14 protein-coding genes are annotated in these 15751 nt (G+C 64.3%); 9 read left to right on the top strand and 5 right to left on the bottom strand.

The features are described from left to right. The 5 genes from ACFE8X_RS12920 to ACFE8X_RS12900 form a co-directional block, all read left to right on the top strand. Positions 1–299 (top strand): histidinol dehydrogenase (locus ACFE8X_RS12920; protein ID WP_375451889.1); only part of this gene is annotated, 299 nt, incomplete at its 5' end. Position 300: 1 nt separating this feature from the next. Then, the gene (locus ACFE8X_RS12915) at positions 301–1065 is read left to right on the top strand and encodes an SDR family NAD(P)-dependent oxidoreductase (RefSeq protein ID WP_375451888.1); all 765 of its coding nucleotides are present in this window, start codon (positions 301–303) and stop codon (positions 1063–1065) included. Beyond that, positions 1050–2120, top strand: coding sequence for a LacI family DNA-binding transcriptional regulator (locus ACFE8X_RS12910; protein ID WP_375451887.1), 1071 nt, complete (start codon positions 1050–1052; stop codon positions 2118–2120). The genes ACFE8X_RS12915 and ACFE8X_RS12910 overlap by 16 nt, the downstream gene beginning before the upstream one ends. A gap of 109 nt (positions 2121–2229) precedes the next feature. After that, complete coding sequence (locus ACFE8X_RS12905; protein ID WP_375451886.1) at positions 2230–3267, top strand: cupin domain-containing protein; 1038 nt, start codon at positions 2230–2232, stop codon at positions 3265–3267. A gap of 2 nt (positions 3268–3269) precedes the next feature. Then, positions 3270–3971: an RraA family protein gene (locus tag ACFE8X_RS12900; protein WP_375451885.1), complete on the top strand. Its 702-nt coding sequence runs from the start codon at positions 3270–3272 to the stop codon at positions 3969–3971. 182 nt (positions 3972–4153) lie between these two features. Here ACFE8X_RS12900 and hisD read toward each other — a convergent pair whose 3' ends face one another. Continuing rightward, complete coding sequence (gene hisD / locus ACFE8X_RS12895; protein ID WP_375451884.1) at positions 4154–5455, bottom strand: histidinol dehydrogenase; 1302 nt, start codon at positions 5453–5455, stop codon at positions 4154–4156. A gap of 160 nt (positions 5456–5615) precedes the next feature. Between hisD and ACFE8X_RS12890 the strand changes: the two genes are divergently transcribed. After that, positions 5616–7535 carry an alpha/beta fold hydrolase gene (locus ACFE8X_RS12890; RefSeq protein ID WP_375451883.1) on the top strand — a complete coding sequence of 640 codons (1920 nt, stop codon included), beginning with the start codon at positions 5616–5618 and terminating at the stop codon, positions 7533–7535. Here the strand turns inward: ACFE8X_RS12890 and ACFE8X_RS12885 are convergent. Continuing rightward, entirely contained in the window at positions 7532–7708 is a 177-nt protein-coding gene (locus ACFE8X_RS12885) for a hypothetical protein (protein WP_375451882.1), read from the bottom strand. The genes ACFE8X_RS12890 and ACFE8X_RS12885 overlap by 4 nt on opposite strands. Positions 7709–8409: 701 nt before the next feature. On the opposite strand from ACFE8X_RS12885, the gene glf reads away from it, so the two are divergent. Then, entirely contained in the window at positions 8410–10614 is a 2205-nt protein-coding gene (gene glf, locus ACFE8X_RS12880) for a UDP-galactopyranose mutase (protein WP_375451894.1), read from the top strand. Positions 10615–10728: 114 nt separating this feature from the next. Here glf and ACFE8X_RS12875 read toward each other — a convergent pair whose 3' ends face one another. The 3 genes from ACFE8X_RS12875 to ACFE8X_RS12865 all read right to left on the bottom strand — a co-directional run bounded on the left by ACFE8X_RS12875 (position 10729) and on the right by ACFE8X_RS12865 (position 13851). After that, positions 10729–10926 carry a DUF2934 domain-containing protein gene (locus ACFE8X_RS12875; protein ID WP_375451881.1) on the bottom strand — a complete coding sequence of 66 codons (198 nt, stop codon included), beginning with the start codon at positions 10924–10926 and terminating at the stop codon, positions 10729–10731. 12 nt (positions 10927–10938) lie between these two features. Next, positions 10939–13023, bottom strand: coding sequence for a glycogen debranching protein GlgX (glgX, locus tag ACFE8X_RS12870; protein ID WP_375451880.1), 2085 nt, complete (start codon positions 13021–13023; stop codon positions 10939–10941). Positions 13024–13113: 90 nt separating this feature from the next. Continuing rightward, on the bottom strand, positions 13114–13851 hold the full coding sequence (locus tag ACFE8X_RS12865) for a phosphatase PAP2 family protein (RefSeq protein ID WP_375451879.1): 738 nt from the start codon (positions 13849–13851) through the stop codon (positions 13114–13116). A 127-nt stretch (positions 13852–13978) separates the two neighbouring features. Here ACFE8X_RS12865 and ACFE8X_RS12860 point away from each other — a divergent pair, with 127 nt between their 5' ends. Further along, complete coding sequence (locus ACFE8X_RS12860; RefSeq protein ID WP_375451878.1) at positions 13979–14923, top strand: diacylglycerol/lipid kinase family protein; 945 nt, start codon at positions 13979–13981, stop codon at positions 14921–14923. Then, a complete protein-coding gene (locus ACFE8X_RS12855; protein ID WP_375451877.1) occupies positions 14920–15747 on the top strand; it encodes a metallophosphoesterase family protein in 828 nt (275 codons plus the stop codon). The genes ACFE8X_RS12860 and ACFE8X_RS12855 overlap by 4 nt, the downstream gene beginning before the upstream one ends. The last annotated feature ends 4 nt before the right edge of the window (positions 15748–15751 follow it).

Raw genomic sequence — 15751 nt, 5'->3', positions numbered from 1 at the left:
CGCGCACCAATGTCGCCTATGGCGACAAGGTGATCGGCACCAACCACACCCTGCCCACGATGAAGGCGGCGCGCTATACGGGGGGGCTGTGGGTGGGCAAATTCATGAAGACCTGTACCTGGCAAACCGTCACCACCGATGCCGCGTCCGCCATGATCGGCGAATACGGCTCGCGGCTGAGCATGCTCGAAGGCTTTGTCGGCCATGCCGAACAGGCCAATGTGCGGGTGCGCCGCTATGGCGGGCGCAATATCCCCTACGGCACCGGCGCCACGCCGCGCGTCGAGGCGGCGCAATAGCATGAGCCTGCCGCGCACGCCCGGCTTCCGGCTTGACGGCAAACGGGCCCTCGTCACCGGGGGTACGCGCGGCATCGGGCTGGGCGCCGCGGTGGCCCTGGCCGATGCCGGGGCCGGCGTGACCATCGCGGCGCGCACGGCGCGCGATATCGAAGCCGTCGTCAACCAGCTGGCCGATGCCGGGCTGAGCGCCGAGGGCGTAGCGCTCGACATTACCGACAATGAGGCGGTCAAGGCCTTTGTCGGCGACGTCGAGCCATTCCAGATCCTGGTCAATTCGGCCGGCACGGCCCGCCATTCCGGCTTTGCCGATATCACCCCGGCCGATTACGCGGCGGTGATGGACCTGAACCTGGGCGCCACGCTGTTCGTGTCCCAAGCAGTGGTGGCGCGCCTGGTGGCGTCGCAATTGCCGGGCTCCATCATCCATGTGTCCTCCCAGATGGGCCATGTCGGCGGGCCGAGCCGGGCGGTTTATGCCGCCAGCAAGTTTGCCGTCGAGGGCCTTGCCAAAGCCATGGCCATCGAACTGGGCGCTCACCATATCCGGGTCAATACGGTCTGCCCGACCTTTATCGAAACCGAGCTGACGGCCAAAATCCTGGGCGATCCGGACTTTCGGAGCTGGGTCCTGTCCAAGATCAAGCTTGGCCGCCTGGGACGGATCGAGGACATCATGGGGCCCATTGTGTTCCTCGCGTCCGACGCGGCGGCGCTGGTGACCGGGGCTTCTCTTCTGGTGGATGGCGGATGGACAGCGGAATAAAAAAACCGGGCGTCACGTCCTCCCAGGTTGCCGAGCATGCGGGGGTGTCGCAATCGGCCGTCTCGCGCACCTTCACGCCGGGCGCCTCGATCTCGTCCAAGACGCGCCAGAAGGTTCTGGCCGCCGCCAAGCAGCTTGGCTACCGGCCCAATGCCATCGCCCGCTCGCTGATCACCAGTCGTTCGCGCATCATCGCCGTGGTCATGGCGTATCTGGAAAACCTGTTCTATCCCGACGTGCTGGAGGAACTGGGCCGGGCGCTGGCCGCCGAAAACTACCATCTGCTGCTGTTCACCGGCTTCATGGATCGCGACAGCGACCCGGTATTCGACCAGCTCATGCAATACCGGGTCGACGGCATCATCCTGGCATCGACCTCGCTATCGTCCGAGCTATCGGAAGAATGCGCCACGGCCGGTATTCCAGTGGTGCTGTTCAACCGCACTACCGAGCGCGACGCCGTATCCAGCGTCACGACGCGCAACCGCGAAGGCGGCAAGCGGATCGCCGAATTCCTGGTCGCCGGCGGGCACCGCAGCTTTGGCTATATCGCGGGCCTGGCAAACTCCTCCACCAACCGCGACCGCCAGCAGGGCTATGTCGAGGCGCTGGCCGGCCATGGCTTTGACCTCGTGATGATTGAAACCGGCAATTATTCGCGCGCCGATGCCGAAACGGCCGCGCGACGCATGCTGTCGCGCCCCGACCGGCCCGAGGCATTGTTCGTCGCCAACGATCACATGGCCATGGCCGTGATGGATGTCGCGCGCTACGAGTTCGGCCTCCAGATCCCCCAGGACCTGTCCATTGTCGGCTATGACGATGTTGGCCCCGCGCGCTGGACCGCCTATGCCATCACCACCATGAGCCAGCCCCTCAAGCGCATGGTGGAATCTACGGTCGATATCCTGATGGACCAGATCGCCAGCGGCGAGATCGAGGCCGAGCATCGCATTCTCAACGGCGACCTGGTGGTGCGCGGTTCCGCCCGGCTGCCACCCAGCGGCATCGTCGAGCGCGATGGCCAGCAGATTTATCGGCCCAGGGAGGCATGATGGTTTGCCTTGGCGTTGGCACCAATGCGTTGTGCCGGACCATCGATGATGGCGCGCGCTATGCATACGAATGCAAATTATTCCGCTTTGCGAGTGAAAGGACGATCTCATGACTGAGTGGACACAAAGCCAGATGGAGCGGCGCCTGGTGCGCTATGCCGATCTCAAGGGCCTGCGCAACGCATTTATCGACGCGCGCACGCCCGGTTCCGACCGCAAGGAGAACTTCACCATCATCGGGCCGGGCGTTTCGGAAAATCCGGCCCAGGTGGTGCATATCCCCGAGGCCCATGGCTTTAATTTCGGCGCGGCGCGCCAGCCCTTCGGCTGCACCAATTCGCAGCATTCCCACCTGACCGCCGAGACCTTTCTCGTGCATACCGGCAAGTGGCGCTTCGTCTTCGGCGCCAACAAGGACGAGGGTTATCTCGATGTCGAGCCGGGCGATGTGGCGACCGTGCCGACCCATATGTTCCGCGGCTTCGAAAAGCGCGACGACGGTACCGGCTTTCTTGCCGTGGTGCTGGGCCACGACGATCCGGGCAAGGTGGTCTGGGCGCCATCGGTGTTCAAGATGGCCGAGGATTTCGGCCTCAAGCTGCTCAAGGGCGGCAAGCTGATCGATACCACGCTGGGCGAGACGGTGCCCCAGGGCGCCGAACTCGAACAGCCCCCGAGCCCCGAAAAGCTCAGGGAACTGGCGACGCCGCCGATGGACGAGCTGCGCACCTATGCGCTCAAGGCCGCCGACATGGCGGGCAATCCCGCCTCGCCGCTGGCCGGCGAGGGCGTCGAGGAGGCCGCCCTGATCGGCGATGTCGATGCGCCCGACGGCTTCAAGGCCGGGCCCATCACCGGCCACTGGCAACATGGCTTCGCGCTGCGCCGGCTCAAGCTCGCCACCGGCGCGACGGTGCCGCCGCATAGCCGCGCCGAGCAGGAGGTGATCTTCGTGCAGTCCGGCACGCTGCAGGTCAGCTGGGCCGACGGCACGCTGATCCTGGGCGCCGGCGACACGCTGACCGTCCCGGTCGGTCTGGCGCACAGCTTCCGCAATCCCGCCTCCGCCGACGCCATCGCGTTCGTCATTCGCGGGTCCGCCGCCCCGGCCGCGCCGCAATGGGCGACGGCGCAGGCGGCGCAATAGTCATGCCCGCGATCTCCTCCGATGTCCTGGCTGCCCTGCGCGCCGCCGATACGCCCACCGTCTGCAATGCGCTCGAACACGTGATGGGTGGGCGCACGGCGGAGGGATTTACCAAGATGCCGGTGGTCTGCGCCGACCCGCATCTACCCCCAATCGTAGGCTTTGCCCGGACGGCGAAGATCCGGGCTTCGTCCCCGGCGCAGCAGCCGACGACGGCGGTGCGGGCGCTGCGCATGGAATACTACGAGCATGTCGCGGCGGGCGAGGGGCCCAATGTCGCCGTCATCGAGGATACCGACTTTCCCCATGCCATCGGCGGGTTCTGGGGCGAAATGCAGGTGGCCCAGCACAAGGGCCTGGGCCTTGCCGGCACGCTGACCAATGGCGTGTTGCGGGACCTCGGCATGCTGGACGAGGGGTATCAGGTGATCGCCGGCTCGGTGGGGCCGAGCCACGCCTTCGTGCATGTGACGGAGCTCGATTGCGTGGTCAGCGTATTCGGCATGGTGGTGCGGCCCGACGATCTCATCCATGCCGACCGGCACGGCGCCGTGGTGATCCCGGCCCAGCATATCGAGCGCATGGCCTGGGCCATCGACGTGGTGATGCGCAAGGAAGTGCCGATTTTGACCGCCGCACGGGCGCCGGGGTTCACGGTGGCGAAGTTGCGGGCGGCATGGGCGGAGGCGGATGGGATTGGGTGACGATGGCGCAGTCGTCACCCTTCTCCCCTTGAGGGAGAAGGTGCCCGAAGGGCGGATGAGGGGTCTCTTTCGACAACGAAGCATAGGCGGGCGCAGCACTCCTCACCCTGACATTTCTGCTGGACGCAGAAATGTCTGTCCCTCTCCCTCAAGGGGCGAGGGTGACGACCGAGGGATTTTGCTTAAAGGGCGTGTTTGTTCTGCATCCGGTCCAGCCGCAGCTGCGCTGCCCGGCGGTGGCCTTCGAGGCCTTCGCTGGCGGACTGACGGGCGGCAGGTGGGGCGACCTGGGCGACGCCGCGGTCGTCGAGCCATTGATGGGTGGCGATCTTGACATAGGCGCCGACCCACAATCCACCGGTATAGGCGCCGGCGCCCATGGTGGGCAGGGTATGGTTGGTGCCGCTGCATTTGTCGGAATAGACGACGCTTGCCAGCTCGCCGATGAACAGCGAGCCGTAGTTGCGCAGCTTTTTGGCAAAGCCCTTGGCATCGGCGGTGTGCACCTGCAGGTGCTCGGCGGCGATCAGGTCGGAATAGGCGATCAGGCTGGCGTCGTCCTCGCAGACGGTGATTTCCCCATAATTGATCCAGGCTTCGCGCGCGACATTGGCGGTCGACAGGGTGGCCAGTTGCCGTTCGATTTCGGCCAGGGTAGCGTCTGCCAGCGCCCTGTCGGTGGTGATCAGGCCAACGCGGGTGCGGATATCGTGCTCGGCCTGGGCCAGCATGTCGGTGGCGATCATTTCGGCATCGCCGGTGGCGTCGGCGACGGTGAAGATTTCCGAGGGACCGGCAAGCTGGTCGATGCCGACGGGTCCGAACACCTGCCGCTTGGCTTCGTTGACGAAGGCATTGCCGGGGCCGACGATCTTGTTGACAGCCGGCACCGTCTCCGTGCCATAGGCCATGGCGGCGATGGCCTGCGCCCCGCCGATGCGAAAGATGCGGTCGGCGCCCGACAGGTGGCAGCCCGCGATCATGGCCTTGTGCGCATTGGGCGGCAGGCAGGCAATGACCTCATCGACACCCGCGACCTTGGCCGGAACGATCGTCATGATCGGCGCCGACAACAGGGGATAGCGCCCCCCGGGCACATAGCAGCCGACGCGCTGGATCGGGATAACGCGGTGGCCCAGATGCACGCCGGGCAGGGTTTCGACCTCCAGCGGCAGGATGGTGGCGAGCTGCGCTTCGGCGAATTTGCGCACATTGCCGATGGAGAACTCGGTGTCCTTGCGGGTCTGCGGATCAAGTTCGGCCAGCGCGGATTCGCGTTCTGCGGCAGTGACTTCGAACACGGTGAGGTCCGACTTGTCGAACCTGGCGGCATAGTCCCGGACGGCGGCGTCGCCATGCTTGCGGACATTGGCGATGATCTCGCTGACCAGCGTCTCGACCGGGGCATTGTCGCCGATCGAGGAGCGTTCGGGCGCTTTCACGAAGGTAACGCCGGAGAGCGGCGGGGCGGGGGTCTGGGGCATTGGCAGGTCACTCCGGAAAGCGTAGCGGATGACGTCAATGCGTTAGCAGACTGCTAGCATCGAGCGTCGCATCAGGTGTGGATTTGATCTTGCATACGTATTCAAATTTTGCCAGAGTTTTTTGGCAAAATCGGCCTCGACTCCGCGCGAACGGACAGCGATGAATAAGCTTATGCCCGCATCGATCGAGACGGTAGGTGCCGTGGTGCGCTTGCCGCTAGTGCTGTTGCCCGGGACGGCGTGCGACATGCGGCTGTTCGAGCCCATGCTGCGGCATCTGGACATGCCGATGGCGACAATCGCGTCCATGACGGGGGAGCGGAGCACGCAGGCACTGGCCGCGCGCATCCTTGCGGCGGCCCCGGCGCGGTTCGCGCTGCTTGGCTTTTCGTTGGGCGGCATCGTGGCGCTGGAGATGACGGCGCAGGCCCCCGAACGCGTGGCGCGTCTGGCCTTGATCGACAGCACCGGGCGCGCCGATCCTGCCGGCAACGACGCCAAGCGCCGTGCTGCCGTGGCCAAGGCGCGCGACCTTGGGATGGACGGCTATATCGCCGAGGCCTGGCCCGATCTGGTGGCGCCGGCAAATGCCGGCAGCGATACGCTCAAGGCCGTCATCACCGCCATGGCCCGCGATGCCGGCGCTGATGCGCTGGCCGACCAATCCGAGGTGGCCATCCACCGCGCCGACAGCCGCCTCCGGCTGGGCGCCATCGCGGTGCCGACGCTGATCCTGGCGGGGGAGCATGAGCGGGTCTGCCCGCTCGAGGCGCAGCGCGAACTGGAAGACGGCATAGCCGGGGCCCGGTTTTTTACCATTCCCGAGGCGGGGCATTTCGCGCCGCTTGAAAATCCGGCCGCGGTGGCGCGTCATGTGCGCGACTGGCTGGCCTTACCCGACATCAATCAAGCCAAGCCGGCCGATGGCCAAGGAGCGACCATGAGCGACACCACCAGCACCCCCAAGAGCAAGGGCACGTCCGTGGCGCCGCAAGAAAGCGTGCTGCAGGTGGAGCGGCGCGACTATCCCGACCTGGCGCCAACCGGCCGGCCGCGCACGCAGGCGCTGGATGGCTTTGATGACATCTATACGGACATCGTCGACTACATCATCCGCTGCACCCACAAGATCTGGGACGAGCGCGATATCGGGTTGATCTACACCCACTACACCCATAATTGCGTGCTCTATGGCACCACCGGTACGATCTACAACCGTGAGGACGTGGTGCGCGACACCATCCAGCGGCTGGTGTCGTTTCCCGAGCGGCGCGGCATGGGCACGCAGGTAATCTGGAACGGCAATGACCAGGACGGCTTTTATACCAGCCATCTGGTGACCGGCTCGGGCCGCCATACCCAATATGGCCATCTGGGCCAGCCCACCTTCAGGCCCTTCGTGTCGCGGACCATTGCCGACTGCATGGTGCATCGCAACAAGATCTACCGCGAATGGGTAGTGGCCGATCAGATGGCCATCATCAAGCAATTGGGGCTCGATCCCAATCACTTCGCCATGCGCACCGCCAAGGCCAAGTTCGAGGCCGGACTGACCTCCCTCGATATCGGCGAGAACCGACGCTTTCTGGGCCAGACCCCGCCCAACGACAAGGCCGACACGGCGCTGGCCCACAATGACGTGGAGGCCCGGACCATCGAGATGCTGCACGAGGTATTCACCAAGCGCATGTTCGGCCGCATTGCCCAGGACTATGCGCCCAATGCGCAATATCACGGGCCGCTAATGAAGGAGCTTTATGGCGTTGCCGCCATCATCCACCAGCATCTGGGCCTGATCGGCTCGCTGCCCGATGCATCCTACGAAATCCAGCACCTTGCCTCCAACCCTTGCGAGGAAGGTGGCACCAAGGTGGCCGTCCGCTGGATCATGGAAGGCCATCATCTGGGCTATGGCATTCTGGGCGAACTGGGTGACCCCACCGGCAAGCGCGTACAGGTCATGGGCATGAGCCACTATCACTGGAAGGACGGCAAGATTGTCGATGAGTGGACCGTTTATGACGAGTTGAGCCTGCTGGTCCAGGTCAAGCTCGGCCAATTGGTCGCCGGGCCGGTTTAGGCCGGCTTGCCGCCGGGCGGTAGCGCCCGGCGCTGATCCTCATCAATGCCGCCTGTGACACCGCCGCGCGCCACAAGTGTCGTGCGGCCGGCCATGCTGCGGCCATTGACGATCTGTCGAAGCGTTCTGCGACGTTGCGGCATCAGCGCCAATGACGTCGAACAGGCGTCCATCCTGTGTTAACCCCTTCGCGCGCCAGCATATGCTGTTCACCCCCCGTCGGAGGCCAGCGACCGCGGGCCATCGCTCGCTCATGGGGGATTGCGGTGCCATTGGGGTCTCCGTACCAATTCGCACAATACGGCGCGCTCACTAATGTCGCCGGAACGTTTCCACACCAGCGCGATTGAAGGCTTGCAGTGGCTGGATGCAGGCAATCGTAACGCGACGTTCAAAAGCGAACCAGCACCAGAAGCTGCGAATCATCGCGTTTGAACGGGACGGAACATCGTATGGCAGTGCGTAAATGGCCGCTGGGCTCGTCAATCCCGGTCGGCGTCAACTCAACCCCGGCTGGCTTTTCACTTTCCTCGAAATACACTGCTGCTCACTCCGATGCGTTCGCAGGTCCGCCAGGGCGCGCCAAATGTCCCCAGCGCCTGCCCACGGCAAGCATGGGCCAGGACGCCCAGGTTGCGGCATCCGCGACAAATTCCGGTGGCACACCCCGCCCCTCATCCCTCGATTTTGACCTGGCATTGCGCGCGTTCCGCCAAGACGAGACCCCCGTATTCACCTTCAAACAAGGGAGCCGGGCATGAACAAGCAGGTCTCGCCGGCCCAATTCCCCGTCCAGCACGTCAATGCCAGCGCTCCGCTGATCTGCTTTTCCCACTTGCGGTGGGACTTCGTGTTGCAGCGGCCGCAGCACCTGATGAACCGGTTCGGGCCGACCCGCCAGATCTACTTCTTCGAAGAATTCATCCCTACCGAGCATCCGTCACCCTTCCTCGAATTTCATCCCTATGAGGGCACGACGATCGTGTCGGTGCGCCCCCGCATCCCGCACGATTGGGACGAGGCGCAGCGCCAGGAGGGTCTGACCGATCTGCTTGACCTGATGCTGCGGCTGCACCGGATCGTCCAGCCGGTGCTGTGGTTCTATAGTCCGCTGATGTTCGGGTTCGCGCAACATGTCGAAGCTGCGGCCGTGGTTTACGACTGCATGGACGAATTGGCCAATTTCCGCTTTGCCCCCACTAACCTCAAGCAGCTCGAAACCGCGCTGATGGCGCGCGCCGATCTGGTGCTCACTGGCGGGGTCAGCCTCTACGAGGCGCGCCGGCACCAGCATGACAATATCCATGCCTTTCCCTCGGGCGTTGAAGTGGCCCATTTTGCCACCGTTCGCTCTGGCATTGCCCCGGCGCCCGACATGGCAACGCTCCCCGGCAAGACGCTGGGCTTTTATGGCGTGATCGACGAACGCATCGATCTCGATCTGCTCGATCAGGTGGCGCGGGCGCGCCCCGACTGGTCCATCGTCATGGTCGGACCACTCGCCAAGATCAGCCAGGCGGATTTGCCGGCGCGCCCCAATCTGCATTTCGTCGGACAGCGCAGCTATGCCGACCTGCCGGCCTATCTGGCGGGCTGGGACGTGGCGCTGATGCCGTTTGCCATCACTGCGGCGACGCGCTTCATCAGCCCCACCAAGACGCCCGAATACCTGGCCGCCGGCTTGCCGGTGGTATCGACGCCCGTGCCAGACGTGGTCAGCACCTATGGCGGCCTGGACGGCGTCGGGATTGCCGCGACGGCGCCCGAATTCATTGCCGCATGCGAGCGCGCGATGATGTTGGAGAGGTCGACGTTCCTGCCGGCGGTCGATCTCAAGCTGGCCTCCATGTCCTGGGACGAGACTTTCAAGCGGATATCGGCATTGCTGGACGCCGCATTGGAGAGCCGCAGCAAGCGGGTCGCCATGCCCCATGTCCGCCGGCCGCGTCGACGCGCGCACTATGATTATGTCATCGTTGGCGCCGGTTTTGCCGGCAGCGTGCTGGCCGAGCGCCTGGCGGCCGATGGCGGCAAGCGCGTATTGGTCTGCGACCGGCGCAATCATGTCGGCGGCAATGCCTTTGACAATCACGATGCGGCGGGCATTCTGGTGCACCGCTATGGCCCGCACATCTTTCACACCAACAGCGATGCCATTGTCGACTATCTGTCGCGCTTTACCGCCTGGCGGCCCTATGAGCATCGGGTGCTGGCCGCGGTGGGTGAGCAGCGCCTGCCCATGCCGATCAACCGCACGACGCTGAACGCGCTCTACAATCTCGATCTTGCCGACGACGCGGCGGCCGAAGTGTTCCTGCAAACGCTGGCCGAGCCGCAGGACATCATCGCTTCCTCGCGCGACGTGGTCATCAACCAGATCGGCACCGCGCTGTACCGGACGTTTTTTGAGGGCTATACGCGCAAGCAATGGGGGCTCGATCCGAGCGAACTGGACAAGAGCGTGACCGCGCGCGTCCCGACCCGCGTCACCACCGACGATCGCTATTTCCTCGATCGTTTCCAGGCCATGCCGCTGCACGGTTACACGGCCATGTTCGAGAACATGCTCGACCACGACAATATCGAGCTGGCCCTGGGCGTCGACTATACGCAATTGCAGGCCGACCGGCTGGCGCCCAAGCTGATCTATACCGGGCCGATCGATGAATATTTCGGCTATCGGTTCGGGCCCTTGCCCTATCGCAGCCTGGCCTTCCGCCACGAAACGCTGGACCAGCGTCGGTTCCAGCCGGTCGCCGTGGTCAATTTTCCCGACCAGTCGGTGCCGTTCACCCGGATCACCGAATACAAGCATCTGACCGGCCAGGTGCATCCGCAAACCAGCATCAGCTACGAAACGCCCCAAGCCGACGGCGATCCGTACTACCCGATCCCGCGGGCAGAAAACGCAGCCCTCTACAAGCGCTATGCGGCCCTGGCCGACGCGACGCCGGACGTCACCTTCGTGGGGCGCCTGGGAACCTATCGCTACTACAATATGGACCAGGTCGTCGGCCAGGCCTTGGCCACCTATCGCCACATCGACAGCACGCAACCAGCGGACAAGGTGAGCGCCTAGCGGCCCATACGATATCGCCCGGAGCGCAAGCCGTTGCGCTCCGGGCGATGTCAGCGTCACCACACGCGCCTGGCTAGCGTCGCCAGGCCCATATTGTGTGAAACTGCCGGTTGACTACTTTGTTATCAGGCCGGCCATCGGCACGATCGGGATCTGGACGATCGGATCGTCGGTTGGCCCGACCTCGCCCTCGTCGGCGAGCAGTTCGCGCGCCGCGTGCCAGTAGTGGTCGTCCTTGCCGTCGGGCGAGCCATCCTTTTCCCAAAGCTGGTAGGCGAGTTCGCGAATTTTCTCGTCGTCCATGTCAGCCATCTCAGCCTCCGATCAATGCAGCAATAGCAGCGAGCGCGGCGCCATGGTCAGCGTCTGCCCTGCCGGGTGGGAACGCACGTCCAGAGGCAAAGTTGCGGTATCGATCGCCACGGTCCAATTGTCGGCACCCTCGCGCGCCGGCAAGGCGAAGGGGACTTCGCCGTCATGCGGGTTGAACAGCACCAGCACTTCCCACCAGGCGCCGTCGCGGCTCTTGAGATCGTCGCGGCCCAGGCGGACACCCAGCGTCGTGGCGCCGGGATCGAGCCAATGGTCTTCCTGCTGCTCGGTGCCCGATGTGTTGAGCCAGGTCACGCTCATCTGGTCGCGCCAGTTTTCGCGGTGCAGCAGCGGCTGCGCGTTGCGGATGGCGATCACCTCCTGCACGAACCTCGCCAGGGCCTGGGCATTGTCGTTCAACTCCCAGTTGATCCAGCTGATCTCGCTGTCCTGGGCATAGCCGTTGTTGTTGCCGCCCTGGGTCCGGCTGAATTCGTCGCCTGCCAGGATCATCGGCGTGCCGTGCGACAGCAGCAGCGTGGCGATGAAATTTCGCTTCTGCCGCTCGCGGACCGCGACGATCCCGGCATCGTCGGTTTCCCCTTCGACGCCGTAATTATAGCTGCGGTTGTCGTTGTGGCCGTCATTGTTGTCTTCGCCATTGGCCTCGTTGTGCTTGCCGTTGTAGGACACGACATCGTGCAGCGTGAAGCCGTCATGGGCGGTCAGGAAATTGACGCTCGACCAGGGCCGGCGGCCGCGCAAGTCATAGACATCGCCCGAGCCGGTGAAGCGGGCCGCGAAATCGCCGGCGGTGTCGTCGGTATTTTTCCAGTAGTCGCGCACGGTGTCGCGATATTTGTCGTTCCATTCGGCCCAGCCAGGCGGGAAGCCGCCCACCTGGTAGCCGCCCGGCCCGATATCCCACGGCTCGCCCACGAGCTTGACCTTGGCCAGGCTCGGATCCTGCCCGACCGCGTCGAAAAATCCACCGCGCTGGTCGAACCCTTCGGGCTCACGGCCCAGGATGGTGCCCAGATCGAAGCGGAAGCCGTCGACATGCATGTCGTCCGACCAGTAGCGCAGGCTGTCGGTGATCATCTGCATGACGCGGGGATGGCTGGTATTGACCGTGTTTCCCGTGCCCGTATCGTTGATGTAATAGCGCGGATCGCCGGGCATGGTGCGGTAATAGGAGAAGTTGTCGATGCCCTTCCAGGACAGCGTCGGCCCCATCTCATTGCCCTCGGCGGTGTGGTTGTAAACCACGTCCAGGATCACCTCGAGCCCGGCATCGTGGAAGGCGCGGATGGTGTTGCGCAGCCCGCCAATGCCGTTCGGCCCATAATAGCGGCTGGCCGGTGCGAAAAAGCCGAGCGTGTTGTAGCCCCAGTAATTGTGCAGCCCCTTTTGCAGCAGGAAATCGTCATCGGGAAAGGCGTGGATCGGCAATAGCTCGACCGAGGTGACGCCGCTCGCCTTGATATAGTCGATGACCTCGTGCTGGCCCAGGCCTTCGAACGTGCCGCGCAAATGCTCGGGGACCGCCGGGTGCAGCTTGGTGAAGCCCTTGACGTGGGTCTCGTAGAAGATGGTCTTGGCCCAGTCGATATTGGGCTTATGGTCGCCGGACCAGTCATGGGCTTTGGGATCGATGACCCGCCCCTTGGGCGTCATCTGGGCACTGTCGCGCTCATCGAACGAGAGATCCTTGTCTTCGCTGTCGGTGATGTAGCCGAAATGGGCCGGCGACCAGTCGACGTCCCCGACCAGCTCGCGGGCATAGGGGTCGATCAGCAGCTTATGGGGATTGAAGCGATGCCCCTGCTCCGGCTCGTAGGCACCATGCACGCGATAGCCGTAAAGGGTTCCGGGGCCCACGCCGGGCAGATAGCCATGCCAGATTTCGTTGGTGTATTCGGGCAGGGTGATCCGCTCGATTTCAGCGCCGCTGGTTTGGTCGAACAGGCACAGTTCAACCCGGCTGGCATAGGCGGAAAATAGCGCAAAATTGGTGCCTTCTCCGTCCCAGTTGGCGCCCAGAACAGTATAGTCGCCGGCGAGCACCTGGCGTGAAGTCGAAAAGTCAGCGGACATATTGGGGTTTCCTGTGGACGCTGATCAACGAAATGCGGGCGCGGAAGTTGCCGTGCGTTTCGGCATTTCAGTCATGCGCGAACCCCGGTGTCAGCGGGGCGCGTCGGCCACCGTTTCCTGCACTGTTCCCTGGCGCTGCAATAGGCTGGCAACGGCGCTGCACAGCAAGGCCCAGGCGGCGCCAAGCGCCCATCCGGCGAGAACATCGCTGGGATAATGCACGCCCATATAGAGCCGGCTGGTACCCACGATCAGGGTCAAGAACATCGCAGCGACCACGCAGAAGATCTGTTGCGCCCGCGTCGGCGCCAGCCTTGCCAGCAGGGCACCCAGCGTCAGGAACGTCACCGCTGACAGCATGGCATGCCCGCTGGGAAAACTGGCGGTGAACTGTTGCGAGAGGTGCGTCAAATCCGGTCGCGGCCGGTTGTACCCCATCTTCAGCAGCGTGCTGAACAGCGTGCCGCCCAGCACCGATACGGTGACCAGCAGGGCCGCGGCCCGCATGCGGCAGAGCAGCAGGAAGATCACGGTTCCCGAAACGATCAGCCCCAGGCACGCAAAGCTGCCCAGCGACGTGATGTCGCGCACCATTTCCTGCACCCAAAGCGGCCCGATCACCTGGTCGGGATTGCCTGGCTCGCGAAACAGCAACAGAACCCAATTGTCGAACGCCGCGGTTTCGCCCTCCACCATTTCGTCGGCCAGGTGCAAAAAGCCCAGCACCAGCCCGCTGATGACCGCAATGCAAGCCAGGAGCTTGGTTTCGCCGCGCACGAAGTCGCGGGTACGAAGATAATAGGGGGAGTTCGTGAGCCGATTGAACATGACGCAAGGTTCCGGTGATCACCCAAAACGGGCCGGCAAGTGTTGTGTTCCGCGTGTAGCTGACTTGCGGGCTGAACCAAAGCGGCGTCCCTTCGTTGTGCCATGTCCAGCCAGCAGGGAAAAACTCATGGGTGCGCACAGCTATCACGTCGTGCTGAACGCCAATGCCGGCACCGCCAGCATTGCCGGCGTCACCGCCGACCAGCTCCAGGCCATGTTCGAGGCCAATGGCATGGTAGCGCAGATCGATGCCGATACCGACCAGACGATGGCCGATCGCGTGGCGCGCGCCGTCGCCGGTCCGGCCGATATCGTGGTGGCCGCGGGCGGTGACGGGACCATCACCGCGCTTGCGGCGGCCCTGGTGGATAGCGACAAGAGCCTCGCCATCCTGCCGCTTGGCACCGTCAACGCCCTGGCCAAGGACCTCAAGATACCGCTCGATCTGGCCACCGCCGTCGCCAGCCTGGCGACCTCGACCCCGCAGCGGATCGATGTCGGCGAGGTCAATGGCCGCATTTTCCTGCACAAGGTGGTGGTCGGGTTTATTCCCGGCCTCGCTGCGGGCCGCGAGCGCATCAGGGGCAACCAGACCACGGCGGCCAAACTGGGCCTGCTGCGCTATTTCTTTCGCCGCCTGGCGCGGGCGCGCCGCATTGCGGTGGCCATCGATGCCGATGCCGGCGCCGTCCAGGCCGTGCGGGTCCAGGCCATCGCCGTGGCCAGCAATGCCTATGACGAGGGGTTCGGCCAGTTCTTTTCGCGCGAGAACCTGGATCGCGGCACCCTGACGCTCTACGTGCTCAAGCACTTTTCCTTTGCCGACTTCGTCAGGCTGACCGGCGGCATGCTGCTGGGCCGCTGGCGCGACGATCACGCGCTGCGCGTCGAGAGCGTCAAATCGGTCACCATCCGCAGCCACAAGACGCTGTGCAAGGCAATGTTCGACGGGGAAGTGCAGACCCTGTCCACCCCGCTGGTGTTCCGCATTCGCCCGTTGGCACTGTCCATATTGACCCCGGTCGCGCCGGCAAGCGCACAGGGCGGCGACCTGGCGGAGGCCAAGGCATGAAGCTCGTCCACATTTCCGATCTGCACTTCGGGCATCACGACCCCGCTGCGGCAGCGGGCCTGGCCGTCGATATTGCCGGCCAGAAGCCCGACCTGATCGTGGCCAGCGGCGATTTCACCCAGGTCGGCACAAAGGAGGAATTCATCGAGGCGCGCGCCTTCCTCGATACCCTGCAGGCGCCGGTGTTCGCGGTTCCCGGCAACCATGACGTGCCCGCCGTCAACATCTTTCGCCGCTTCTTTGATCCCTATGCCCTGTACCGGCGCTATATCTCCAAAGAACTCGAGCCGTTTCTCGAACTGGATGGTGTGGCCCTCGTGGGCATGCGCACCGCGCGGCGCGCGCGCCTCGAATGGAACTGGGGCCATGGCACCATTTCGCGTAGCCAGCTGGAGCATCTGGAAGAGCGCTTCGGCAAGGCGTCCCGGACGGCCGTTCGCGTCATCGTGGCTCACCATCCGCTGCTGTTTCCAACCGAGCCGATGCTGCAAAAGACCAAGCGAGTCAAACGCGCCGACGAAGCGCTGGAAACCTTTGCCACCCTGGGCGTGAGGCTGGTGCTGTCGGGCCATTTCCACCTGTCCTATGTGCGCAAGCACGAGGCCCAGGGCACGATCAAGGAAGGCGCGCCGCGTGGCATGCGGCAGTCCGCCGTGGCGCCGATCCTGGTGGCCCAGGCTTCATCCACCATTTCAACGCGGCTGCGCGGCGAGCCCAACGCCTATAATCTCATCGATATCGAAGCGGGCACCATAACCATCACCGTGCGCGAATGGCGCGGCGGCAAGTGGGTCACGCGCGAAAAGGCCTCGGAGCCCGTTTGAACAG

Origin of the sequence: uncultured Devosia sp. (assembly GCF_964244875.1) — a bacterium.
In the GTDB taxonomy this organism is placed as follows: Bacteria; Pseudomonadota; Alphaproteobacteria; order Rhizobiales; family Devosiaceae; genus Devosia.
The sequence above is the reverse complement of the archived record's forward strand: the minus strand, read 5'-3'. Positions and strand labels throughout refer to the sequence as shown.